The sequence below is a fragment of the Natronosporangium hydrolyticum genome, from assembly GCF_016925615.1.
Classification (GTDB): domain Bacteria; phylum Actinomycetota; class Actinomycetes; order Mycobacteriales; family Micromonosporaceae; genus Natronosporangium; species Natronosporangium hydrolyticum.
In genome coordinates this window covers 2601150-2624058 of the sequence record NZ_CP070499.1, presented here as the reverse complement: position 1 = coordinate 2624058, position 22909 = coordinate 2601150, and the positions used below count along the sequence as shown (strand labels likewise).

The 22909-nt window shown below is 70.7% G+C and carries 20 protein-coding genes and 1 pseudogene; 12 read left to right on the top strand and 9 right to left on the bottom strand.

Annotated features, from left to right (window positions below):
- Positions 1 to 131: 131 nt before the first annotated feature.
- Complete coding sequence (locus JQS43_RS11580) at positions 132 to 929, bottom strand: Rpn family recombination-promoting nuclease/putative transposase (RefSeq protein WP_338037178.1); 798 nt, start codon at positions 927 to 929, stop codon at positions 132 to 134.
- 416 nt (positions 930 to 1345) lie between these two features.
- On the opposite strand from JQS43_RS11580, the gene JQS43_RS11575 reads away from it, so the two are divergent.
- Entirely contained in the window at positions 1346 to 1723 is a 378-nt protein-coding gene (locus JQS43_RS11575) for a hypothetical protein (protein WP_239679086.1), read from the top strand.
- 27 nt (positions 1724 to 1750) lie between these two features.
- On the opposite strand, the gene JQS43_RS11570 is transcribed toward JQS43_RS11575, so the two are convergent.
- A complete protein-coding gene (locus JQS43_RS11570; RefSeq protein ID WP_239679085.1) occupies positions 1751 to 2155 on the bottom strand; it encodes a PNPOx family protein in 405 nt (134 codons plus the stop codon).
- A gap of 289 nt (positions 2156 to 2444) precedes the next feature.
- On the opposite strand from JQS43_RS11570, the gene JQS43_RS11565 reads away from it, so the two are divergent.
- Genes JQS43_RS11565 through JQS43_RS11555 form a run of 3 tightly spaced genes read left to right on the top strand, consistent with a single transcriptional unit; the run spans position 2445 to position 7157 of the window.
- Positions 2445 to 2942: a peptidylprolyl isomerase gene (locus JQS43_RS11565; RefSeq protein WP_239679084.1), complete on the top strand. Its 498-nt coding sequence runs from the start codon at positions 2445 to 2447 to the stop codon at positions 2940 to 2942.
- A gap of 21 nt (positions 2943 to 2963) precedes the next feature.
- Complete coding sequence (locus tag JQS43_RS26050) at positions 2964 to 5648, top strand: hypothetical protein (protein ID WP_275581065.1); 2685 nt, start codon at positions 2964 to 2966, stop codon at positions 5646 to 5648.
- Between the two features lie 6 nt (positions 5649 to 5654).
- Entirely contained in the window at positions 5655 to 7157 is a 1503-nt protein-coding gene (locus tag JQS43_RS11555) for a hypothetical protein (RefSeq protein ID WP_239679083.1), read from the top strand.
- On the opposite strand, the gene JQS43_RS11550 is transcribed toward JQS43_RS11555, so the two are convergent.
- Positions 7131 to 8846, bottom strand: coding sequence for an ABC-F family ATP-binding cassette domain-containing protein (locus tag JQS43_RS11550; protein ID WP_239679082.1), 1716 nt, complete (start codon positions 8844 to 8846; stop codon positions 7131 to 7133). The genes JQS43_RS11555 and JQS43_RS11550 overlap by 27 nt on opposite strands.
- Before the next feature lie 262 nt (positions 8847 to 9108).
- Complete coding sequence (locus JQS43_RS11545) at positions 9109 to 11844, bottom strand: tetratricopeptide repeat protein (RefSeq protein WP_239679081.1); 2736 nt, start codon at positions 11842 to 11844, stop codon at positions 9109 to 9111.
- Positions 11845 to 12053: 209 nt separating this feature from the next.
- On the opposite strand from JQS43_RS11545, the gene JQS43_RS11540 reads away from it, so the two are divergent.
- Both JQS43_RS11540 and JQS43_RS11535 read left to right on the top strand, forming a co-directional pair.
- Positions 12054 to 12290 (top strand): hypothetical protein, encoded by a 237-nt coding sequence (locus JQS43_RS11540; RefSeq protein WP_239679080.1) that lies wholly within the window; start codon positions 12054 to 12056, stop codon positions 12288 to 12290.
- Positions 12287 to 12703, top strand: a complete 417-nt coding sequence (locus JQS43_RS11535; protein WP_239679079.1) for a type II toxin-antitoxin system VapC family toxin — start codon at positions 12287 to 12289, stop codon at positions 12701 to 12703. The genes JQS43_RS11540 and JQS43_RS11535 overlap by 4 nt, the downstream gene beginning before the upstream one ends.
- A 34-nt stretch (positions 12704 to 12737) precedes the next feature.
- Here the strand turns inward: JQS43_RS11535 and JQS43_RS11530 are convergent, their stop codons facing one another.
- The gene (locus JQS43_RS11530) at positions 12738 to 13385 is read right to left on the bottom strand and encodes a class I SAM-dependent methyltransferase (protein ID WP_239679078.1); all 648 of its coding nucleotides are present in this window, start codon (positions 13383 to 13385) and stop codon (positions 12738 to 12740) included.
- 152 nt (positions 13386 to 13537) lie between these two features.
- On the opposite strand from JQS43_RS11530, the gene JQS43_RS11525 reads away from it, so the two are divergent.
- From JQS43_RS11525 to JQS43_RS26295, 5 genes and pseudogenes are all read left to right on the top strand, one after another.
- Entirely contained in the window at positions 13538 to 14452 is a 915-nt protein-coding gene (locus JQS43_RS11525) for a helix-turn-helix transcriptional regulator (RefSeq protein WP_239679391.1), read from the top strand.
- Between the two features lie 31 nt (positions 14453 to 14483).
- Positions 14484 to 14774 (top strand): type II toxin-antitoxin system Phd/YefM family antitoxin, encoded by a 291-nt coding sequence (locus tag JQS43_RS11520; protein ID WP_239679077.1) that lies wholly within the window; start codon positions 14484 to 14486, stop codon positions 14772 to 14774.
- Complete coding sequence (locus JQS43_RS11515; RefSeq protein WP_239679076.1) at positions 14771 to 15172, top strand: type II toxin-antitoxin system VapC family toxin; 402 nt, start codon at positions 14771 to 14773, stop codon at positions 15170 to 15172. Before JQS43_RS11520 ends, JQS43_RS11515 begins: the two co-directional genes overlap by 4 nt.
- 76 nt (positions 15173 to 15248) lie before the next feature.
- Complete coding sequence (locus JQS43_RS11510; protein ID WP_239679390.1) at positions 15249 to 16499, top strand: NAD(P)/FAD-dependent oxidoreductase; 1251 nt, start codon at positions 15249 to 15251, stop codon at positions 16497 to 16499.
- A pseudogene (locus JQS43_RS26295) lies at positions 16426 to 16725 on the top strand (P-loop NTPase); the annotation flags it as partial. The gene JQS43_RS11510 and the pseudogene JQS43_RS26295, both read left to right, overlap by 74 nt.
- 44 nt (positions 16726 to 16769) lie before the next feature.
- On the opposite strand, the gene JQS43_RS11505 reads toward JQS43_RS26295, so the two are convergent.
- Together JQS43_RS11505 and JQS43_RS11500 are read right to left on the bottom strand one after the other, a co-directional pair.
- Positions 16770 to 17411 carry a DUF998 domain-containing protein gene (locus JQS43_RS11505; protein WP_239679075.1) on the bottom strand — a complete coding sequence of 214 codons (642 nt, stop codon included), beginning with the start codon at positions 17409 to 17411 and terminating at the stop codon, positions 16770 to 16772.
- 23 nt (positions 17412 to 17434) lie between these two features.
- The gene (locus JQS43_RS11500; RefSeq protein WP_239679074.1) at positions 17435 to 17941 is read right to left on the bottom strand and encodes a hypothetical protein; all 507 of its coding nucleotides are present in this window, start codon (positions 17939 to 17941) and stop codon (positions 17435 to 17437) included.
- A gap of 238 nt (positions 17942 to 18179) precedes the next feature.
- Between JQS43_RS11500 and JQS43_RS11495 the strand changes: the two genes are divergently transcribed.
- Positions 18180 to 21002, top strand: a complete 2823-nt coding sequence (locus JQS43_RS11495; protein WP_239679073.1) for an AfsR/SARP family transcriptional regulator — start codon at positions 18180 to 18182, stop codon at positions 21000 to 21002.
- Between the two features lie 91 nt (positions 21003 to 21093).
- Here the strand turns inward: JQS43_RS11495 and JQS43_RS11490 are convergent, their stop codons facing one another.
- Positions 21094 to 21909, bottom strand: coding sequence for a helix-turn-helix transcriptional regulator (locus JQS43_RS11490; RefSeq protein ID WP_239679072.1), 816 nt, complete (start codon positions 21907 to 21909; stop codon positions 21094 to 21096).
- A 4-nt stretch (positions 21910 to 21913) separates the two neighbouring features.
- Positions 21914 to 22828, bottom strand: a complete 915-nt coding sequence (locus JQS43_RS11485) for an SDR family oxidoreductase (protein WP_239679071.1) — start codon at positions 22826 to 22828, stop codon at positions 21914 to 21916.
- Between the last annotated feature and the right edge of the window lie 81 nt (positions 22829 to 22909).

Below are 22909 nucleotides of genomic sequence, written 5' to 3'. Positions count from 1 at the left end.
TCTCGTTGCAGCAGGTCAGCGCCTTGTAGGTGGTTCTTGGTTCGCCCATCTTCCCCTCGGTGGTAGCGCCCAAGATCTTCTTCCGGAGTGGCTGGCCTGGACTCCGGTTCGCGGGCCGGCTGGAGGCCGGTTTAGCGGAGAGCCTCGTCGAGTGTGTCGGCGGTGAGGGCACGGGTGGTCCAGGCAGCGAGCTGGTCGATGGAGGCGAAGCGCACAAGCTCGCAGGCGGCTGGTGGGAGCGGGCCGAACCGGTGGGTGAGCAGCTGCACGAGGGCCTCCGCGCGGCCGCGGGCCTCGCCGCGGGCCTCGCCTTCGGCGCGGCCTTCGGCGCGGAGCATTTCTGCGGTGGTCATGTACGCCTCCTCAGCCTCGGGTCCGATCTTTGCGAACAGGTCGTGTAGCTCGTCGGTGGGTGTTTCGCCCACGGTTTCAATGTACGTGACCAGCGCGACGAAGTCTTCGATGCCATCCGGCCGGTCCAGCACCGCACGCAGGTCATCGGCCCAGCGTCGCAGGTCGGCGGCGAGGTGAGGGTTGCCGGGGGCGGTCTTGAGTAGCAGCAGGGTCATCCGGGCTGGTGGGGTCAGCGGCCGGGCGCGGAGCGCCGGCTCGTCCAGCCGGGCCAGGTCATCGAGCAGGAACCGCAGTCGGGGTAGGTAGGCCTCGACCGGCTCGGCGGTGGGCGGGTCCAGGTCGAGTAGTTCCCGGATGTCGGTAGGGCCGCTCCAGGGGCGGCGGTGGTGGTGTACCACCAGTGGGATGACCGCCGGCAGCCGCCTGGCTTTGGGATGTTCGGTCAGATACCGGTCCCAGTTCCGCATCATGTACCGCAGCATCCGTAGCGGCATCAACTCGTCGGTGCCGCTCTGGTGTTCGACGAGCACGTAGATGAACGCCTCCCGGCGGTCCAGCGGGGCGGTGAACAACAGGTCTGAGTGAGACGAAGCTGCCCGGGACGCGGGTGAGTTCGGTCAGGTCGAGCTGGTCAGTCAGGCCGGCGGGGAGCACGGCTTGTAGTTGAGATGCCGCGTTGGCGGGTTCACCGAGGACCCGGGAAACACCACGTCGTGCGGGCTCGACTGGCCGGTCATGCCAGGCACCGTACAAGCCGGCACCGACACTCCACCGTCCCGGGCACGCAGCTACGGACTGTCGGCGCGTCGGCAGCGAACGAGCTTCGGGCCAGGGCCTCGGGATCGGCGTAGTCCAGGACGGTAACCAGGCGCACGGCACACCTCCGGGAACCATGGCCCGCTCGGTGTCGGGTGACCGTACCAGGCTGCCGCAAACCCCGGACGGCGGCTAGGGTCACCACCGAGGTCATCCCCCACCGAGGAGCGAGTCGATGGCGCACACGGGCTATGTGATCAGTCAGACGGTGTTCGCTCTGCCTGCCCTGATCGTCCTGGTCGCCGGGCTGGCACTGCTTACGGCCCGGCGTCGCACTGTCGGGCCGCGTGCCACCGGGCTCGCAATCGCCGGCGCCGCGGTGTTGCTCGCCGGCGCAGTGGTCAATGTGGTCTGGGCGAGCAGCCTGCCCTGGGTTCTTCAGGCAACCACGTCGACCGGCGGCTATGCCATGATGAGCGCCGGTGTCGGCATCCTCACGGCGATCCTGCACGCTACCGGAATCGGGCTGCTGATCGCCGCCGTCCTCACCCGCACCCCGGCCTCGCAGGCCGGAATCGCCCAACTTGACCCGCCAGTCAGAGTCAGCGGCTGACGAGTGAGCGGTCATGGCGGCAGATCCCTAGCCGCCCACGTCGCCGGCGACCTGGCCGCTCTCTTCTCGAAGATCCATCCGCAGCAGCTCCGACTCGTCGGAGATGCCGGGCGGAGTCTTGGTGCCGGCAGCAAGCAACGGCCAGACGTCAGCCTTGCGCACCATCCGCGGAGAATTCAACTCGATCTCCTTGCCTCCGATGGACAGCCGAGCCGTCCCGCTGGCGAGCACGTTACGGACCCAGTCGGTACGCGGGCCGTACATAGGGATGAAGACATAACCGTCAGGTAGGGGATGCGCGTCCAGCGGGGTCCGATAGGTCCGGCCCGACGACCTGCCCAGGTGGGTCAGCACCGGCCGCGCGCCGCGGCGGATCTCCAACGGGTTGAACACCCGCTTGTTGACCTGGGCCAACCAGCGTGGCAACGGCATCACGCTCTCCTCCCGGTCCCGTCGCTGGTGACATTAGCGCAGCGCAGGGCATGCTCACCCGGTCGACGCCTGCACCGGCTGGCTGAACCGCTCGATGGCGTAGCGGTGCCGGGCGCGCCGGGCCTCGTCGCGGACGCCGAGGCCGACCCACCTGCCCGGCTATGCCCTGCCCGACGCCGAAGAACGCTCATCGCAGGGCACACGCCGACGGACCATGCCCGGCAAGGCTGGCCGACGCCGATCGGATACGTTGTAGCCATCCTTGACGAATCTGCGGAGGACCAACTCGATGACCCAGGTGGCACTTACCACTAGCTACGGCATGATCAAACTGAAACTCGACCCGGAGAAGGCGCCGAAGACGGTTGAGAACTTCCTGGCCTACGTCAGAGATGGCCACTACGACGGCACCATCTTCCACCGCGTCATCCAGACGTTCATGATCCAGGGCGGCGGCTTCACGGAGGACATGTCGCAGAAGCCGACCCGTGCCCCGATCGAGAACGAGGCCAACAACGGTCTCCGTAACGATCGCTACACCGTGGCGATGGCCCGCACGTCGGACCCGCACTCGGCCTCCGCGCAGTTCTTTATCAGCACGGCCCAGAACGACTTCCTCAACCATACCGCCCCGACCCCGAACGGATGGGGCTACGCCGTGTTCGGCAAGGTCGTCGAGGGACTCGACGTGGTCGACCGGATCGCTGCCGTCCCTACGGGTCGACGCGCAGGCCATGACGACGTGCCCGTCGAGGCAGTCTCCATCGTCCGCGCCGTGGTGGAGTAGGCGTTACAACGGGGTTCAGGCATGGGCGGGCTGCAGTCTGGCGGCGGGACCAGCGCCGTCGCGGCATCCGAGCATGCCGGGTGCGAGCGGTTCCGGTTGACCGATCCGTTCCTCACTGGCCAGTCGCGTAAGGCGCTAGCTGCGCAGATCGGGCACCCGGACACCAGCGCCGGCATTCCGGTGGCCCGCTGGGTCCGGGCGATGACCTTCGAGGCGCTGGTGGGTTCTGAGCAGTTCGCTGCCGAGTTGCTCACCCGGACCATCGGGCGACTTGGCCTGCCCCGCCCGGAGGCGATCCGGCGACGTGACTGCATCGGCGCTATCCAGGCCACTGCCGAGGAGCTTGCCCAGGCACATCGCCAGGCGACCTCGGCCCACGAGGCCACGTTGTTGACCGCGCCGGCGGTGCCGTACCTCGACCTCGCGGATGTCGCGGACGCCACCCCGGTCCAGCCGGACTTCGCCATCGTCGCTCCCCGCCCGGACAGCGACGGACACCCCGCCGGGTCCTGGCTGATCATGGGCGACGCGAAAGATTACGAGCGGGTGCGCGCCCGGATCGACGACGGCCGGATGTTGAAAGGGTTCCTGCAGGTGGCGCTGGGCGCCGAGGCCGCCGCCGGGTGGCGCGAGCTGCCTGCCGGGATGCGGGTGCACCGGTTCGGCACGCTGGCGGTTCCCCGCAACGCCTTCCTGCAGCCGGAGGCGGTCGTGGAACGGTTGGACGACCACCGGGTCGAGGTGCGGGCGCGGGCCGACGAGCGGCTGGCGGCGAGGTCCGCGCTCGGCGGCCGCCCGCCGGCCGAGGACGAGCTGGCGACGTACGTCGCGGGGTTGGCCGCCAGCTTCGACCCCGGCGGCTGCGTCAGCTGCCACCTCTTCTCCTGCTGCCGGGCCGAGCTCCGCGCCGACGACGATCCGGTCGCCCTGCTGACCGAGCTCGGCGTCGACCGGCTCACCCGCCCGTTGGTCGCGGGGCTGGTCACCGGCGACCGGCCGGTGGCCACGGCGGTCCCCTACCGCGTCCGGGCCCAGGTCACGGCGACGGTCACCGGGGTTCCGCAATGGACCGGGCGGCGCCGGGTCGACCCGTGCGGCCTGCCGGGCACCATCAACGTAGTGCTGGTCAAGTCTGACGCGGCGGTGCTCGGCGTCCATGGCGTCGCCCTGCAGGCGGTGGGCATCGACGGTCCGGGCGAGTGGGTGCGACGGTCGTTTCCCGAGCCACAGTCGCAGCTGACCCGCCGGAGCCTGCTGGGCTTGATCGGCGACGCGATCCGGCGGCATCACGAGGCGGGGATCGAGCCGGTCCACGTGGTGGTTCCCGACCGGCCAACCGCCGACCTGCTCGCGACCGCCGCCGATTCGCTGGCGGGGGTGGAGCTCAGCCGGCTGCGCTGGCAGCAGGATCTGGCCAGCGGCCGGCCGGCGCTGACCTTCGACGGTGAGCCGGCCGAGCTGCCGGAGCCGCTGACCACTGCGGAGCGGACCGCGGTCAGCTTCTTCCTCGAAGAGGACCGGGCCCGGGCGATGAGCCTGCGTACGCCGGTGGTGGAGCTGCGGTCGGTGCTGGCGGCGCAGGTGGTGCCGGGCGGCCCCACGCAGGACGCCGGCCGGCTCGACTATCTGGTCACCTGGGCGGAGGCGACCGGGCCGCTGGCGCACCGCAGCGTCTCCGACGACATCGCCGAGCAGGTCGAGACGCCCGGGGCGCGGCTGTCCAACACCGCGTCGGACGCGATCTATCAGGCGCTCCGCGACCCCGAGGCCCGCTCGACGTACGAGGCGCTGGTGCGGGACGCGTTGGCGTACCGGATCGAGATCGTGGACCGGGCGCTGGCGGTGCTGGGGCGGCAGCACAGCTCGCGGCTGCGGTGGGCGCACCGGGAGCTGGAGCGCGACGCCCAGCAGATCTGGCGCCGCCGCCTGGAGCTGCAAGCCTCGGATCTGGTCCGGTTCTCGCGGACCCACCCGGGCTGGCGCAACTCCCATGTGGAGATCCTCGACGCCGACCGGACCTGCTCCACCCAGCTCAGTTGCCTGGTCGACCCTACCGTCGCCCGGGACCTGGCCAACGACGCCGGGGTGCGGGAGGTGGCGCTGGCGACCGTGGTCGAGCGGGCGCCGCTGCGGCTGCGGGTGCACTCCCGCCGGCTGGTGGCGGGCTCCCGGGTGGTCGCGTTGCACGTCAACGGCGAGAGCCTGGTCGAGGCCGACACCACCACCGTCAAGCTGCAGCGGGGGTCGTTCAAGCTGGGCGGTCTGCCGATCGCGCCGCTCGCCGAACTGCCGGAGACCGAAGGGCTCGGCTGGCAGCCGGCGGTGCCGCCGATCCCCAGCCTGCAGGTCGGCGACGAACTGGTGCTCGCCGACACCGGCTGGTTCGGCAGAGCGTTGAAGTCCGGCCACGAGATCACCGTGGCGCGGCCGCCGCTGGACAGCCGGTCCGCTCCGAAGGAGACCTGCACCGCCCAGTCGTACGCCGACGATCCGGAGACCCACCAGTGGTGCTGCCGGCCGCACCCGGTCGCCGAGGCCGAGTGGTCGGATCTGTTGGCGCAACGGCGCGCCGACGGCGAGCTCAACCCGGAGGTGTGGCCACCGTTGGTCGATCTGGAGCGGTTCGATGTCGGCCCTGGCGCCCAGGTCGCGGAGCCGGCGCCGGCCGCGGCCCCGGACCAGCTGACCCTCGACGACCTGGACTGACCCGCTGTGACCATCACCTTCACCACTCCCCCGAGTTCGGCCGACGGCGCGCGCCACCACCTGCAGGCAGCCACCGGCAACGTCGAGGCGGCCGAGCGCGCCAGCTCGGCGCTGCGGGCGAGCCTGAGCGGCGCGGCGGAGTACGACAAGATCCTGCTCCGGGCCGCCGCCGGTGCCGGGAAGTCCTACGCGCTGGTACGCATGGTCACCGAAGCCTTGGACCAGGCCGGCTGCGCCCGGGTGGCGGTCACCGCCTTCGCCAACAAGCAGATCTTTCCGCTCGCCGGTGACCTGGGCCGGACCCTCGGCGCCGACCAGGTCTGCCTCTTCGTCGCCGCCGACCGCCTGCCCGAGGTCCACCCCGAGGTACGCGCCCGGGTCACGATCGCCACCACCACCGCCGGCATCCCGGACACCTGTGCCGTGGTTCTCGGCACTTCGCACAAGCTCGGCGCCCTGGGTGAGCCCGGCCGGCTGCTCGACCACCTCGGCTGCGGCGGCAACGGCACGCTCCCGTTCGATGTGCTCTTTGTGGACGAGGCCTGGCAGCTGCCCCGCCACCGCTACTCGAAGGTGGAAGGGCTCGCCCCGATCTCGGTCGGCGTCGGCGACGTCGGCCAGCTGCCCCCCATCGACCCGAGCCAGAACCCGTGGCGGGGCGACCCCGGCTACAACCCGTACCGGGCCTGGCCCACCGCCTACGCCGACCGGGAGACCACCTGCGTGGTCGACCTGCCGGCGGTGTGGCGCCCGACCCCGCCGCAGCTTGCGCTGTGGCGCGCCTTCTACAGCGACTGGGACCAGCTCGACTGCGTGGCCGCGCCCGGTGACCGGTCGGTGGAGCTGCCGCCGCTGACCGGAGCCCCGGCGGCGGTCTGGGCTTCGGTCGCCAGCGGCGCGCCGACGCTGGTCGAGGTCGACGGTCTGCCTGCGCCCGAGGCCGCCGATGTCGACCTGCCGCTGCTCGGGGTGGTCGAGGAACTGCTCACGCCGCTGCTCGCCGGCGGCTTCACCACCGTCACCCGCCGGTACGACGGTACGGGTGCTCCGCTGGGCGAGGTCCGGACGAAGTCGGCGGCGCCCGACGGTGACCCGCTGATCGTCATTCTCGCCACCCGGAACCAGGCGGTGGACGACGCGGCCGACCTGGTGGCGCGGCTGACCGAGGCCTACGACCTGCCGCCCGGGGTGCTGGTGGCGTCGACCGTCGACTCCTGGCAGGGCCAGACGAACGCGCTCACGGTCGCCATCCATCCCCTCTCGGGGGCCGAGCAGCTGGACGAGTTCAACTCGGCCTTCGGCCGCCTCGCGGTGACCTGCACCCGCGCCACCCACGGGCTGCTGCTGCTGGCCCGCAGCGGGCTGGACGAGATGCTCGACCGGGCCCCGGCCCGACCGGGTACGCCGCTCGGCGAGCCGGGGTCACGGTCACTTCCTCGACAGACTCATCAACGCATTCTCGCGGCCTTCAGCCGCGGCGCACTATCCAGCGTCGACCTTACTGTCTGACCACTGTGGTTCTGCGGCACCCGGCGGCAGGGACACGGTCGGCCAGCCGCCGAGGTCCCGCAACAGTTGCCGATCATGAGTGGCGACGACCAGCGCGGTCGGCGTCGCCAGCATCGCCGCGGTCAACTCGTCCACCAGCGAGGCCGACAGATGGTTGCTGGGTTCGTCGAGCAGCAGCAGGTGTGGCCGCTCGGCCAACCGCAGCGCCAGGTTGAGTCGGCGTTGCTGCCCCAACGACATCCGGCCGACCGGCGTCCGCAACGCCGCTCTGTCCAGCAGGTTGCTCCCGGTCAACGAACCCGGCTCCACACCGAGGTGACCCAGCCGGGCGAGGTGCTGCTCGTACAGTTCGTGGCCGAGCAGGCCCGCCGGCCAATCCGGCACCTCCTGCCCCAGGTAGGCCACCCGGGCGCCGGCACCGCGGCGTACCTCGCCGGTAGTCGGCGTGAGTTGCTCCGCCAGCACCTTGAGCAGCGTCGACTTCCCGGCGCCGTTCTGACCGGTGACCAGGGTTCGGCCGCCGCCTGCAAGGTCGAGCGTGACCGGGCCAGGCAGCCGCCCCGCCACAGTCACATCGCGGCAGCGAAGCAGTGGTCGACCCGGACGCGAGTCGCTGTCGGGCCAGCGCAGTGGCTGCGGCGGCACCGGCACCGTGATCCGGTGGGCGTCGAGGTCTGCCTGCCGGCGGCGAAGCGCCTGCACGACACCGGGCGCCCGGGACTGCCGCTGATGCTTGCCGTGCCCCTTCTCCGGACGCCAGGCGGTGCTCAGCCGGCCCTGTGCCTCGGAGACCGCGGCCGCTAACCGCTGGTGCTCTTCCTGCTGCGCCGCGAAGTCCCGCTCCCAGGCTTCCCGCTCGCGCTGCCGCCCCTGTTGCCAGCCCTCGTAGCCACCGGCGAACCGGCGCGGTCGCCCGTCCACGGTGGGGTCGAGGTCGTAGAACTCGTCAGCGACATCGCGCAGCAACGCCCGATCGTGGGTCACGATCGCCACCCCACCGGGATGGCCGCGTAACCGGGCGGTGAGAAACGCCAGCCCGTCCGCGTCGAGATGATTGGTCGGCTCGTCCAGGAGCAACAGGTCGTACCGGGCCCCCAGCAGGCAGGCGAGGCGCACCCGGTATCGCTGCCCAACCGACAGCGTCGTCAGCGGCCGGTCCCGGTCGGCGCAGGCACCGAGCCCGGCCAACGCAACATCGACGCGGCGCTCGGCGTCCCACGCGTCCAACCTGGTGGCGGCGTCCAGCGCGGTCGAGTACGCCGCCTCCGCGTCCGCCGTTCCCTGCGCCAACGCCGTCGCCGCGGCGTCGAGTGCGGACACTGCGCGTTGGGCGTCGCCGATCGCGCCGGCGACGATGTCGCCCACGGTGCCGCAGCCGGCCACCAGGGCCTGCTGGACGAGGCCGATCGTCCCCGCCCGCTCCACTACTCCCTGGTCCGGCGGGACAACGCCGGCGAGCACGTGCAACAACGTGGTCTTGCCTCGGCCGTTCTCGCCGACGATCGCCAACCGGGATCCGGCCGAGACGGTGACGCTCGCGTCGGTCAGCACCGCCCGCCCGCCCCGGCGGACGTGCACCGCATCGGCCCGGACATGTGCGCTCTGCCCGGCCGGGAGCGAGCCACCCCAGCGGAGCGTGTGGTCGCCGGTGACGGCGTCAGCCAGCGGAGGGTTTGGTTCAGGAATCACTATGCATTCTCCGGCTCGTCAAGGGAGCCGGGCAGCATCAACGAGCCGCCCGGCGAGGACGCCTGGACGGCGAAGCAGAGCTAGCTCAAGCGAAGTGGGTCACCCTGCCGCCGTCAGCGGAGGGACCACAGCTTCCTCGACGCGGTGCCCGAATGCATCACCCGACCGTACCACCCCATCGACCGCTGGCCGCCCACCCCGTACGCGGGAATCCTCCCGGTTGCGCCGGGAACCCAAGCCCGCGTGACCGGGGGAAGAGCGCTCAGGGTTGGCCCATGGGCTGATCGGGCCGGCTACGCAGTTTGCCGGAGCCACGCAGGCGGCGCCGCCGCGAGCCGCCTAGCGCGGCGCCGGCCTGATCGCGGATCGCTTCCAGGCCCGCCCGGACCTGCGCCATATCAGGATCGGCGAGCCGCCCGTGCCGCAGGCTCCGCATGTATCTCTCCACCCGCCACCAGGCGGTCACGTGCGCGTCGGCGATCGTGCGGGAGTCGGCGGCGGCGAACCACAGCTCGTGGAGCGCTTCGTCGATCAGCGCCTCGACCAGCACCTGATGGAGGTCGTCGAGGGCCTGGTTACGGCGCCGGATCAGCGCTTCGGCGCTTCGGTGCAACGTGACTTCGGTCTCGAGCCACTCCCGGACCCGATCAACAGAGCTGCGGGGAACCTGCCCGCCCTGATGCATCGGCCGCCAGGCGACCGTCGCCCACTCCTTGTCCTGCCCGATCCCGGGCATCGCCGGGTCGAAGTCGGGGGAGGCGCGGGTGAGCATGGCGATCAGCGACAGCCGGGTGGCCCAGTCCCGGTAGTCGCGACAGAACGCACGAAGCAGCTTCCACCAGGCCGGCTCGTCCCGCATGTCTACCGGCTCCCCGGAATCGGCCGCACGTTCCCAGGCCCGCCGCCGGGTTCGGGCGTACTGCTCCACCAACCGGGCGAGGTGCCTGGTGATCGCCAGCAGGGCGGCGTTCGGGGGCAGTCTGATCAGCGGAGAGACGCCCGGCAGATATCGGTCGACGAAGGTGTCGAAGTCCCGGGTGACCCGCAGATCGTCCAGGTCCTGGTCGCCCCATCGCAGCCAGTCCGCCCGACCGGCCGCGAACTGGCTGTCGGCGCCCATCACCGCCAATCGGAGTTGATCGATCGCAAGCTTGACCAGCTGCTGGTGGTGCGCGGCAGCGGTCTCGGTGAGCGTTTCGGTGGTGACCAGTTCGTTGGTGAGCATGCCGACGGCGTAGAGGCAGGCGGCGTTGTAATGCTCCAGCCAACCCCGATGCGCCGGCAGCCAGTACGGCAACCACCGCCGTTGCTGCCGCAAAGCCTTACTGACCAGTCTGGAGACCAGCTCCGGCGGTGGCGGCCACGGCAGCCGCGCCGTCTCGTTCGGAGGTTGCCACTCGACCCCCGCCACGGGCAGACGAGCTTGCTTATCCGAGATCAACGGTAACCGCCACCACTGCGCAGGCGGGTCGCTCGACTCGTCCGCCGTAGCCTGGCTGGCCTGGACTATCTCGACATACCGGTACTGTAGTGCGGACCACGGCGGCAGGATCCGGATCGCCGATTGGCTAACGGGTAGGCCCCGCCGCCATCGACGTAGTGTCGTCCAACGGTAGTCGTCCGCGATCTCCTGCGCCTCGACCATGGCCGCGAACTGGAGTACCCGCCGCATCGCGCCCCGGTCACCCTCGATGTCCGCCGACGAGACGGCAGCTGACTTCGGGTCGGTCCAGCGCAGCATGAGCGTGCCGTAGGCGCCGAGGTGATGCCGCAACCGGTGGATCACCCGCTCCGCGTCCTCTTGGCGGCGGCCCTGCGGATCCCGACCCGGCCACGGTCCTGGCGTCGCGACGCCGGTCGGCTCCGCCATCGGTCGCCGATGCTTCTCCCACTGCGCGGTGAGCCGATTGCTCGTCGCCAGCGCCGTCACCATCCGGTATCGCGCCAGCTGCAGCGCCGCCGCTCCGTTGGGGCTCCGGCGCAGGAACCACGGTCGCCGGTGCTGATGCCGGCGATCGCCGAAGCGTTGTCGATATCGCCGCCACACCCGCCGGTCGTACCAGCTCTCCATGACCGTCACATCGACGTAGATCGCCAACGCGTCGATGTAGAGCCCCAGCTGCTCCAGGACAGTGGCCTTCTCGAAGCGAATGTAGGGATTGCGAGGATCGAGCGCGGTGGCCCGGTTGAACTCAGCGATCGCCTCTTCGAACCGCCCGCTCGCCGCATAGCGCCGGGCGTCGTGGAAGTGACAGAACACTTCGGGGTCGATCCGCACTCCGCGCCACGGGGTCCACGGCGGTAGCCGGGACAGGCTGGTCCGCGGGAGGACCTGGGCCGCGATGTGACAGGCGGCCCGGGAGATCACCTGCTCCCAGCTGTCGTCCCAGACGGTGGTGACATAGAGACCTCGACCGACCCGGCTGCGCACCTCCACTGTCAACCCCACCCGCCGCTGGTCGACCCGGATCACCAGCGCCACCTGGTACGGCAGCGGCGGTCGCAGCCAGAGCACGGCGGCCAGGGCGAGGCGCCAGCCGCGGGACGGGCTGGCAGCGGCGGTCCGGACGTCGGTGATGAAGTCCTGCGGGGCGGCCTCCCCGGGGACAGTCGACGGGCTGGTGAGGTTCATCGAGGTCAGCTCGCCCCGCAGCGCGGCGGTGATCTCTTCGGGCCGGAGCTGATCCGGCACCTCGACCGGCGGCACGATCTCGATCGTGCCGGGATGGGCCGCCTGCCGGTGACTGCGCCACAGCCGCACGCTGGCCAGCAACGACCCGACCGCGACGACGAGCGCGGCCAGCGCCCCGAGCCGCTCCCCCGCTGCCCCTGGTTCCAGCTCCACCGACCGGACGATCGCGGTCCGGACCGGCTCGGTGGCCATCGCCAGGACGAGCCCGGTGACCACCGCCGCCAGCGGCAACGCCGCTAGGCGCGGGTGGGGCAGGCGCAGCCGGGTGGGCCCGAACCGACTGTGGGTGCCAGCGCGATGGCTCATGGTGCTCCAGATCTCCGCGGACCGGGGAGCGCCACCCTCGCCGCTCGCCACTAGACAGCTACCAAGTGTAGCCGAAACTGTCCACCCCGGACAGCGGGTGATGGCGCTGGTGGGCGGCGCTGCGGCGAATCGACGGACGGCGAGCAGCCACCCAGCCCGCCTCGGCGAAGCGACTTGCCCTGTCTTACAGAGCGTCTTACCATAGTTCTATGGCCGAGACGATCACGATCCGCACCGACACCGACACCGAGCACGCCCTGGATGTGTTGACCCAGGACGGCACCAACCGATCCGAGGCGATCCGCCACGCGGTGCTTCAGGCGGCGTTGCGCCGGGAACGGCTGGCGGAGATGAAGCGTGCCTTTCTGCGCCGACCTATGCCTGCGTCCGACGGGATCAACGTTGCCGAGGAGATCGCACGAGAACGAGCGGGCGAGGGGCGTTGATTTACCTGGACTCGGCCGCGGCGGTCAAGCTCATCCACGCCGAGGCGCACTCCGCTGCTCTGCGCAGGTACCTTGACGAGCGTCCGGAACTGGACTGGGTAAGCTCCGCGCTGCTGGAGGTCGAGACGTTCCGGGCACTGGCCAGAGCCACCCCACCCGCCGAGATGCCAATCGTCATCAATGACTTTCATACGCTCCTTGACTTCGTCGACCGTATCGAGATCGACGCCGGCATCCGCATCTTCGCGCAGACCGTCAACCCACCGACCGTGCGCAGCCTCGACGCTATCCACCTCGCGACCGGCCTCCGGCTTCACGATCAAGCTCGACTCACGGTGTTCGTCACCTACGACAAGCGACTGGCCGATGCCGCCGCAGCGGCCGGTCTCACTGTCGAGATGCCGACAGACTGACCCGAGGTACCGCTCCGCCTCGGCCGCCAGCCGGTCAGGTGCCGGCGCGGTAGAAGACGTAGCGACCGAGCGGGCCCCGACGCTGGCCGCGCCCGTTCTCGGCGGCGCCGGTCAGGCCGGCGTCGCGCATCGTCGCGAGGATCCGCTCGGGAGGCTGGTCGACCAGCAGCGGGTGCTGGTGACGCTTCCCGCCGCCGCGTGGGGTGCCGTCGACGTCGAGCAGATGTAGTTCGCCGCCGGGCCGCAGCACCCGCCGGACCTCCCGCATCGCCTGCACCTTCTGGTCCGCGTCGAGATGGTGGAACATGTAGGACGACAAGACCCGATCGAGACTGCCGTCAGGCACCGGCAACGCGTCCGCGAACGCCTGCTCGACGCGCACCGGCAGGTTTCTGCGGGCCGCCTTGCGGCGGGCCCGGCGCAGCGCCGCCGGGTCGGGGTCGATGCCCAGCACGTCGGCCTGCGGCACCCGACGAGACAGCGACAGCAGCAGGTCGCCCGGGCCGCAGCCGATCTCCAGCACCCGGTGGTCCGGCTGCACCTCAGCCCGGTCCAGCAGCTCGCTGTGCACCCGCGGCAGGCCGGCGAGGCGGGTGAACGGGTCGTAGAGGAACAGCATCCAGTGGCGGCCCATCGCCGGGATGTATCGCCGCTCCGCACCTGCTCGGATGGGTCCGGTCATGTCACGCTCCTGTCGATCAGACAAAACTCGGTCGTAGTATCAGTGTCATGCAGCAGCATGGCCCGGACATCGCCCAATCAATGGCTGGCATGCGACAATCTTCGGCTCCGCAGGCCCCGGCGACCCGGCTCGCCGGACGCACCGCACAGGGCGTGCCGGTCGCCGAGTTCCGCCGCGTCCCGGGCGCCCCGCCGATGGCTGTCGAGCACCTGTCAGAGCAGCCGCTGACCGCCGATGCCCTGCCGGCTGGCCAGACCCACACCCACGACTTCCTGGTGCTCTTCTACGCTCACCGCGCGAGCGGCACGATCGGGATCGACGAGCGGAGCTGGCTGGTGACCGACGGCGACCTGTTCGTCATCGCCCCCGGGCAGGTCCTGTCCTTCACCGGCCCGATCGCCGAGTTCGTCGACGACGGCTGGGTGGTCTTCTTCCCGGCCGACGTGATCCGCGGCGGTGCCTACTCCTCATGGCGGGCCCATCCACTACTGTTCCCCTTCGCTCAGGGCATCGACCGGCCGCAGCGGCTGCGCATCCCGGCCGCCGAACGGCCCAGCTGGGTCGAGCGAATCGCCACGCTCGACACCGAGCTGCGGGCCCGGCGCGACGGCTACCAGGAAGCCGCCCTGGCCCACCTCACCCTGCTGCTGGTGGCGGTGTCCCGGCTAGCCATCGACGTCACCGGCGAGCTGCGCTCCGCCGACGAGCCACTGCTCGCCGCGGTCTTCGACGTCATCGAGCAGCGTTACCACGAGCCGATCTCGCTGACCGACATCGCCGCCGAACTCTCCCTCACCGCCGGCCACCTCACCACAGTGGTACGCCGCAAGACCGGCCGCACCGTGCAACGGTGGCTGACCGAACGGCGCATGCAGCAGGCCCGGCTGCTCCTGACCGACACCAAGCTGACGGTGGCCGCGATCAGCCGGCGGGTCGGCTACCCCGACGTCAGCTACTTCATCAAGCGGTTCCGCGCCGACCATGAGGTGACACCGGCCCAGTGGCGGCACGCCGCAGGCCCGGCTCCGCCGCTGTCGCGCAGCACCGATCGGCGGGCGAGAGGATGACACCTGTCTAACAAGTGTTAGACTCACGGCTATGGCTACGACGGTGACGCTGCGTGAATTGACTCATCGCGCCGGCTCCCTGGTCGACCGCGCTCACGCCGGCGAAGTAATCATGATCACGCGCAACGGTCGTCCTTGGGCACGACTGGTGCCGGAGCTGAGTCAGACCGGTAGTGATTACCTCGACCAACTCCTGGCTGAAGGCCGCGTTTCGAGCCCGACCGCGGACTTCAGTGACTACACGGTTCCCGCAGCCACCGGCGAATGGCGAGGCGAGGACGCCGCCGAGGTGATCTCCGACCAGCGCGACGACCGGCTGTGATCTACCTCGACTCGGCAGCCCTGGTCAAACTGGTTCATCCGGCACCACACAGCAACGCACTCGCTCTGTGGCTTGCCGAACGTGCCCAGCAGACCACCCTCACCTCGGCGCTAGCCCGCACCGAGACGGTTCGGGCGCTGCGACGCTCCGATCCGCCGGCGATCCCCCGCCTGCCTGCGGTGTTCGCGCGGCTGCTCGTCCTCCCGATCGACAACATGATCCTCGACTCGGCCACGGCGTTGCCGGACCCACTGTTGCGAACCCTCGACGCCATCCACCTCGCCACAGCACTCGCGCTCAAGGTGCCGAGTATCAGCTTCGTCACCTACGACAAGCGGCTCCTCGCCGCCGCGACAGCTCAGGGTTTCGACGCCGTCGCCCCCGCGGCTCGGAGCTGATGCCGGCTTTCGGGTGCGACCCGCCCTCACAGCGGGCAGTCTCGTACCCATGAGCACCGCCGAGACCACCCGCCCGTTGCCGACCGAGACCGACATCGTGGTGGTCGGAGGCGGCCTGGCCGGACTCGCCGCCGCCCGGCGGCTGCACCGTGCCGGGGTGCCGTGGGTGCTGTTTGAGGCCGCGGACCGGCTCGGCGGCCGGGTCGCCACCGAGACCGTCGACGGCTTTCTGCTCGACCGCGGCTTCCAGGTCCTCAACACGGCGTACCCCCGGCTCGGCACCCTGATCGACCTGGCCAGCCTCGACCTGGGTTTCTTCACCTCGGGCGTGGTGGTACGGCGCCGCGGCGCCCTACACCGACTGATCAACCCGGTACGCGAACCGGCCAGCGGCCCCCGGACGGTGCTCGCCGATGTCGGCAGCGCCCGGGACCGGCTCCGGTTCGCAGCGCTCGCCGCGAGACTCTCAGCGCTGCCGCCGAGCCGGCTGCTCTCCGCCCCTGAGACCACCACGGAGCAGGCATTGCGCCGAGCCGGGCTCTCCGACCGGATCATCGAGGAGCTGATCCGACCGTTCCTCTCCGGGGTCTTCGCCGATCGGGAGCTGGAGACGTCCAGCCGGGTCCTAAGCATGATCATCCGTTCCTTCGCCCGCGGCCGGATCGGGCTGCCGGCCGGCGGCATGGCGGCGTTGCCGGCAGCGATCGCCGTCCCACTACCCGACTCCCAGCTGCACCTGGGCCACCCAGTCGTAACGGTGGGGCCGGGCGTCGTCCGGTCGGACGCCGGCGACCTGCGGTGCCGGGCAGTCATCGTCGCGGTGGATCCCCCCGCGGCAACCCGGCTACTGCCGGCCCTCGGCGAGATTCGGACGCGGGCCCTGACCACCTACTACCATCGGACCGACGAACCGCCGCTGGACGAGCCGACCCTGGTGCTCGACGGAGACCGCCGGGAGTTGATCGCGAACACCGTGGTGATCACCCGAGCCGCCCCGTCGTACGCCCCGGCGGGGCAGCACTTGGTCGCGACCACCGTCGTCGGTCCGGCCGCGCCGCCGGAGGAGGTCGTACGCCCCGAACTCGCCCGACTCTACGGCCGCGCCACCGACGGCTGGGACCATCTCCATACCGTGTCGCTGCCGGACGCGCTGCCCGCCGCGCCTCCGCCACAGGGAAGGCTCCGGAAACCAGTCGCGCTCGGCGACGGCATCTTCGTCGCCGGCGACCACCGAGACAGCCCTTCGATCCAGGGTGCCCTCGCCAGCGGCTGGCGCGCAGCCGGAGCGGCCCTCGATCTCCTGCGCGCCCGCACCCCGCCGGGATAACGCTCCCACCAGCACCATCCGCCCCAGCTCCCGGCCGCCAGTCGGCCACCGACCAACCACAGACCAGCTGGTCTTCGCCACGACCTGGGGAACCCTGGACCGCCTCGTGATCGACCTGGCGCCCGGGACGACGCATCTGGTACATGCGGTCTTCCGGGCGCTGCCGAACGCGAGCGCAGTCATCGTCGTCACCCCGCAGGACGTCTCGCACCTGGACAACCGGCGGGTGCTGACCGCGTTGCGGGCGCGGCTGGGACAGATCCCGCTGGATCAGCGGGCAAGAAGCAGGCGCAGGGCGATCGCTGAGGCCCATGTCCAGGCGAGGATGCCGCCGGCGAGCATGAGCCGGAAGTCCTCGAGCGGGAAGCTGGCGAAGGCGAGAAGCAAGTAACCGGCGGCGGCGATCACGCTATACCACAGCCAGGCCCGTTCACCGAGCCGCGAGAACCGGCGGGCGAAGACGAAGCAGGCGGCCACGATCGCGATCGCGGCGACGGTCGGGGCGAGCCCATGCAGGATCCCGTGCCAGGTGAACTCCTCCGGGGCACCCGCCGGCGTGCCGGGCGGGAAACCGAAGGCCGGATCGGTGACGAAGACCCCACCCCAGATCAGGGCCGCACCGAAGGCGCCGAACAACCGCGGTCCCCACGTACCGGCCGGGCCGCCGCGCAGCACCCGCCGCATCCCCACCGCGCAGGCCAGGAAGAGCAGGCCGGTGACGATGAAGTTGGTGATCTGAAGCCAACCCAGGTCGCCGAGGCTGAGCTGGCTCAGCGCGTGCTGCCGGGGATCGAAACCTTCCCGGGTCAGTTGCTGGATCAGGACCACCACGATGAAGAGCGGACCGCCGATCACTCCACAGGCAAGCAGGCCCCGGGTGGTGCTCGTCGGCCGGGTCGTGGTCTCAGCCATCAATCTGTCCTTTCACTACAGTCTTACGCTTCGGTGAAGTAGTCGATCAGCACTGGCGCGATCGCCTCCGGCGCGACTGCGTGGTCCTGGCCGGCGACGGTGAGACGGCGCCCGTTCGGCAGCAGCGCGGCCAGCGCATCAGCCGCCGGCCGGAGGTACGGCTGCGGGGTCTGCTCGCCATCGGCGACCAGCGCCGGGGTGGTGAGCGTGGCCCAGTTGGCCGGTAGCGGCTTGCCCCGCTGGGTGTCGCCCATGACCGTGAAGTCGTAGACCAGCGTGTGCGCGACCGCCTCCAACCCGCGCCAGAACGGCTCTGCCCGCATCTGGGTCACCTGCTCGCCGGAGACCCCGACAAAGGTCAGGAACAGCTCGACCGCGTCGCCGGGCCGGCCGTTGGCGGTCAACTCCTTAATTCTGTCCAGATAGTCCGATGGCACCGGTGGATAGCTATCGTCCACGATAAACGGTGGCTCGTAGAGCGCCAGCCTGGTGATGCCCGGCAGCCGGCGGGCCGCGTGCAATGCGAGCACTGCCCCGGAGGAGATGCCGTAGGCGAAGGCGGCACCGTCGGCGTGCCGGCCACCAGGATGATCGCCGGCCCTTCACCCGACCGGTCGAATGCGATGCCTGTCCCGTCCCGGGACGTTACCGTACTCATGAGGCTTTTCTCCGGACTCTGCGGACGGAATCAACGGCTCGGACTCCACGATGCGGGCCACCACTTCGGGTCTGCTTTAGGTCCGCTGTAGGGCTGAGTAACCTGGCCTGGTGCTGCGATTCGGGGTGCTCGGTCCGCTGGCGGTGTGGACCGCCAGCGGGGAGCCGGTTGCGGTCGCGGAGCGGAAGGTCCGCGCGCTGCTGGCGGACCTGCTGGTGCACGTGGGCCAGCCGGTCTCGGCGAGCCGGTTGATCGATGATCTGTGGGGCGAGCAGCTTCCCGAGAACCCGACCAGCACCCTGCAAACCCGGGTCTCGCAGCTGCGGCGGGCATTGGCCGGCGCCGCACCCGAGGGCCGGGAGTTGGTCGCCTGGCAGCCGCCTGGATATCTGCTGCGGGCGGCGCCAGAGGCGGTGGACGCGGGCCAGTTCCGGGCACTGGTGGGGCGGGCACGGGCGGCCGGCGACCCCCAGACCCGGGCGGCGAGGCTCGCCGACGCGCTGGCCCTGTGGCGCGGCCCGGCCTATGCCGACTTCGCCCACCAGCCATTCGCGCGGGCCGCGATCGACCGGCTGACCGAGGAATGGCTGGCCGCGCGGGAGGAACAGGCGCAGGCCCGGCTCGCGCTGGGTGAGCACACCGAACTCATCGGCGAGCTCGGCAGCCTGGTCACCCAGCATCCGTTGCGTCAGCGACTCCGGTCGGCATACATGCTTGCGCTCTATCGCGCGGGTCGCCACGGCGAGGCCTTGGAGACCTACGGCGAGCTACGCGATCAGCTCGCCGACCAGCTCGGTCTGGACCCGGACGCCGAACTGACGGCGCTGCGGCAGGCGATCCTGCGGCAGGAGCCGCGGCTGGCTGCACCACCGGCCGAGCCCTGCCGGTCGGCCGCGCCCAGCAACAACCTGCCGACCCCGCTGACCAATCTGGTCGGTCGGGAGGAGGCGGTGGCCGAGGTGCGGTCGCGGCTGGCGGCCGACCGGCTGGTGACGCTCACCGGCCCGGGCGGAGTGGGTAAGACCCGGCTGGCGGTGGAGGTCGCCCACCAGCTCGTCGACGGGTACGACGACGGGGTGTGGCTGATCGAGCTGGCCACCATCGAGCAGCGGGCCGGCGCGGCGGGTCCAGCCAGCTCCCACGGCCCGGGGATGGCGGCCGGCCTGGTCCGGCTGATCTCCACCGCGCTCCGCCTCGATGACCGGGCGCTGGGGCCGGCCGAGGATGTCGACGAGTTGGTCGATGCGCTCGCCGAGGTGTTGCGGGAGCAACGATCCCTGCTGGTGTTGGACAATTGCGAGCATGTGATCGGGCCGGTGGCGAGCCTCACCGCGCTGCTGTTGCGGGCCGCTCCCGGCCTGCGGGTCCTCGCCACCAGCCGGGAACCGCTGGGAATCCCGGGCGAGGTCCGGTGGGAAGTGGCACCGCTGGCCCTTCCCGATCCGACGGCGCGCGAGCCGACGACGCTAGCAACCTCAAGCGCGGTGCAACTCTTTGTGGCCCGGGCAGCAGCGGCGACGGCAGGGTTCAGGCTGACGCCGGCGAATGCCGATGCGGTCGCCGGGATCTGCCAACGGCTGGACGGGATTCCGCTGGCGCTGGAGCTCGCCGCCACCCGGGTGAACGGGCTCGGGGTGCATGAGGTCGCCAGCCGGCTCGACGACCGGTTCCGGTTGCTGTCGGCCGGCTTGCGGGGGGTCCCGGCTCGACAGCAGACCCTGCAGGCGGTGATCGGCTGGAGCTGGGGATTGCTAGCCGCCGCCGAGCGGGCGGTGCTGCGCCGACTCGCTCTGCACCCGGACAGCTTCACATCGACTGCCGCTGAGGCGATCTGTGCCGACCACGAGCTAGTCGCCAGCGAGGTGCCGCAGCTGCTGGCGCGGCTGGTGGACCGGTCGCTGGTGGTGCGGGTCGAAGGGCCGGCCGGGATCCGCTACCGGTTGCTGGAATCGGTGGGAGCCTATGGTCTGGAGCAACTGCACGCCGCCGGTGAGTTTACGCCGGTCCTGCAGCGGCACATCGCCTATTACACCGGGCTCTCCACCGAGACCGAGCCGAGTCTCTACGGCCACGGGCCGTTGTTCGAATATCTCCGGGAGGTGCCTGAGCAACCGGCGGCCACCCCGGCGGCGCCGCCGCCGGCCACAAGCACCATCCACACCGTACGGTCGAGCGACGGAACCCTGATCGCCTATGAGCAATCGGGTGCGGGCAGCCCGGTGGTGTTGGTCGGGGGGGCGCTCAATGACCGGTCGTCGTTCGCACCGCTGGTGACCTGGCTGGCGTCGCGGTTCACGGTGGTCACCTACGACCGGCGGGGGCGGGGTGCCAGCGGGGACAACCCGCCATATGCGGTAGCCCGCGAGCTCGAGGATCTGCACGCGATCGTCCGCGAGTTGGATGAGCCGGTATATGCGGTGGGGTTCTCCTCCGGGGCGGTGCTAGCCGTCGAGGCGGCGCTGGCCGAGGTAGACCTTGCCGGGCTGGCGCTGATCGAGCCACCGTTTATCCTGGACGGTTCCCGCAAGCCGATGCCGGCAGACTTCGTTGACCAGCTCGACCGGTTGGTGGCGGCCGGGCGGCGCGGTGATGCGGTGGAGCTGTTCCTGACCGAAGCGGTGGAGATGCCGGTGGAGATCGTGGCGCCGATGCGCAGCGCGCCGACCTGGGCGGCGCTGGAGGCTGTCGCCCACACGATCCGCTACGACCTCGCGGCCATGGGTGATTTCCGCCCGCCAGCCCGATGGGCCGCGCTCCCCACCCCAGTGCTGGTGATCACCGGGACCGAGAGCGCCCGCTGGCGCCAGCACGCGGCCAAAGAGGTGGCGCAGCTCTTCCGGCACGGGCGCCACCGCATCCTTGCGGGCCGCTCCCACGAGGCAGCACCGGAAGTGATCGGCCCGATTCTCGCCGAGCTCTTCTCGCCGGGCTGACCCACCGTCGAACGGGCCGGCTCGCGAAGGATGGCGCTCGCCACGCTCATCGGCCTGGTGTCGGGGCAGGACCCGCGCGGGCGTTAGCCCGTCAGCCGACGACGGACAGCATCTGCAGCTTTTCGTAACTCTCGGTGCCCGGCGTGGCGGTGAAGACCAGCAGCGTCTGGGACTGGTCCGGGTCGATCAGCGTCTGGCACTGCAGCTCGAGCAGGCCCAGCTCCGGATGCGAGATCCGTTTGGCGCCCAGGTACGACTCACCTACCTGATGTTCGGCCCAGATCGCAGCGAACTCGGCACTCACCGCGAGCAGGGTCTCCGCTATCTCCGCGGCCCCGGGCACCTGTTGGCTGTACGCCTGCCGGAACTGGGCGACGAAGGCCCGGCTACGCATCGGGTGGTCCTCGCTCGGGTAGATCAGCCGGGACCGCGGGTCGGTGAACCAGCGGTAGACGATGCTGCGCATCGGCCCGGTCCACCGGCCGTCGTCGCCCATCAGCGCGATCGCCGGCCGGGTCTGCATGAGCGTCTCACCGAGTCGGTTGATCACTTGGGCCGGAGTGTCGGCGAGCCGGTCGAGGATCCGCATGATGCCCGGATTGATGTGGTCCCCGCGTGGGTGGCGTTGCGGCACCGGGTGCCCGCCGATGCGGAAAAGGTGATCCCGCTCGTCGAGGGACAGGCGCAGGCCGCGGGCGATCGCGGCGAGTATCTGCTCGGAAGGTCGCGGGCCCCGCTGCTGCTCGATGCGGCCGTAGTAGTCGGCCGACATGCCGCAGAGCCCGGCCACCTCCTCCCGGCGCAGCCCGCCCGTGCGCCGGCGCACGCCCCGGGGAAGGCCGACATCCTCCGGCTGCAGCGCCTCGCGCCGCGCCCGGAGGAAGTCGGCCAACTGGGCCCGGTCCATAGTCTCAGTGTCCCCGAACCGCGAACGTGACATCGGCAAGCTCGCGGGAGACGTCCCACAGCCGGGCGGCGTCCTGGGGGTTGCGGGCGGAGCGGTAGATCCTCTCCTCAGTTGCCGCGCCGGTGAGGTGCCCCAGGCCGCGAGGGCCGTAGAAGCGGCCACCCTCGGCAGCGGGGCTGGTCGCCGCGTGGAGCGCGGGGCGCAGGCCGCCCTCGACCTTCTGAACCGGCCACCCGAGCGGGGCGAAGAGCCGGAACATCGCGTCGAACTGCGACCTGGTGCCACCCATGGTCGGGCCCGCGGCCTGCAGGTTGGTCTGGGTGAACCCGGGATGGGCGACGTTGCTGGTGATGCCCCAGCCGTTGGCTTCGCTGCGCCGGTTGAGCTCCAGACCGAAGAGCATGGTCGCCAGTTTTGACTGGCTGTACGCGGGCCAGGGCTTGTATCCGTGCTCGAACTGCAGGTCCGTCCAGTTCATCGTGCGGGCCATGGCGGCGGCCAGGGCGGACTGGGTGGTGACTCGGGCGCGTCCGGCGATCAGCAGCGGCAGGATCCGGGCAACCAGCGCGAAGTGCCCCAGGTAGTTGGTGCCGAACTGCAGCTCGAAGCCGTCGGCGGTGGTGTGCCGGGTGGGCGGGGTCATGACTGCGGCATTGTTGATCAGGATGTTGATCGGCCGCCCCTCGTTGTTCAGCCGGTCGGCCAGGGCCGCGACCGATGCCAACGACGCCAGGTCGAGCGTACGCGTGGAAGAGTCGCCGCCGATCTTCGCGAGGGCTGCCCGGCCCTTTACCGAGTTTCGCACTGGGATGATGACCTCGGCACCGGCCTGGGCGAGGCGGCGAGCCAGGCCGAGCCCGATCCCGTCGCTGCCACCCGTGATGACGGCGAGTTTGCCGTGCAGATCTGTTCTGTTCATGACCCGATCGTGCTCCGTCCGGCGGCCCGGATGAAGGCCCTGGTTATCCGGGGACGAACGGTCCCTGGCTGGCACCCGGCA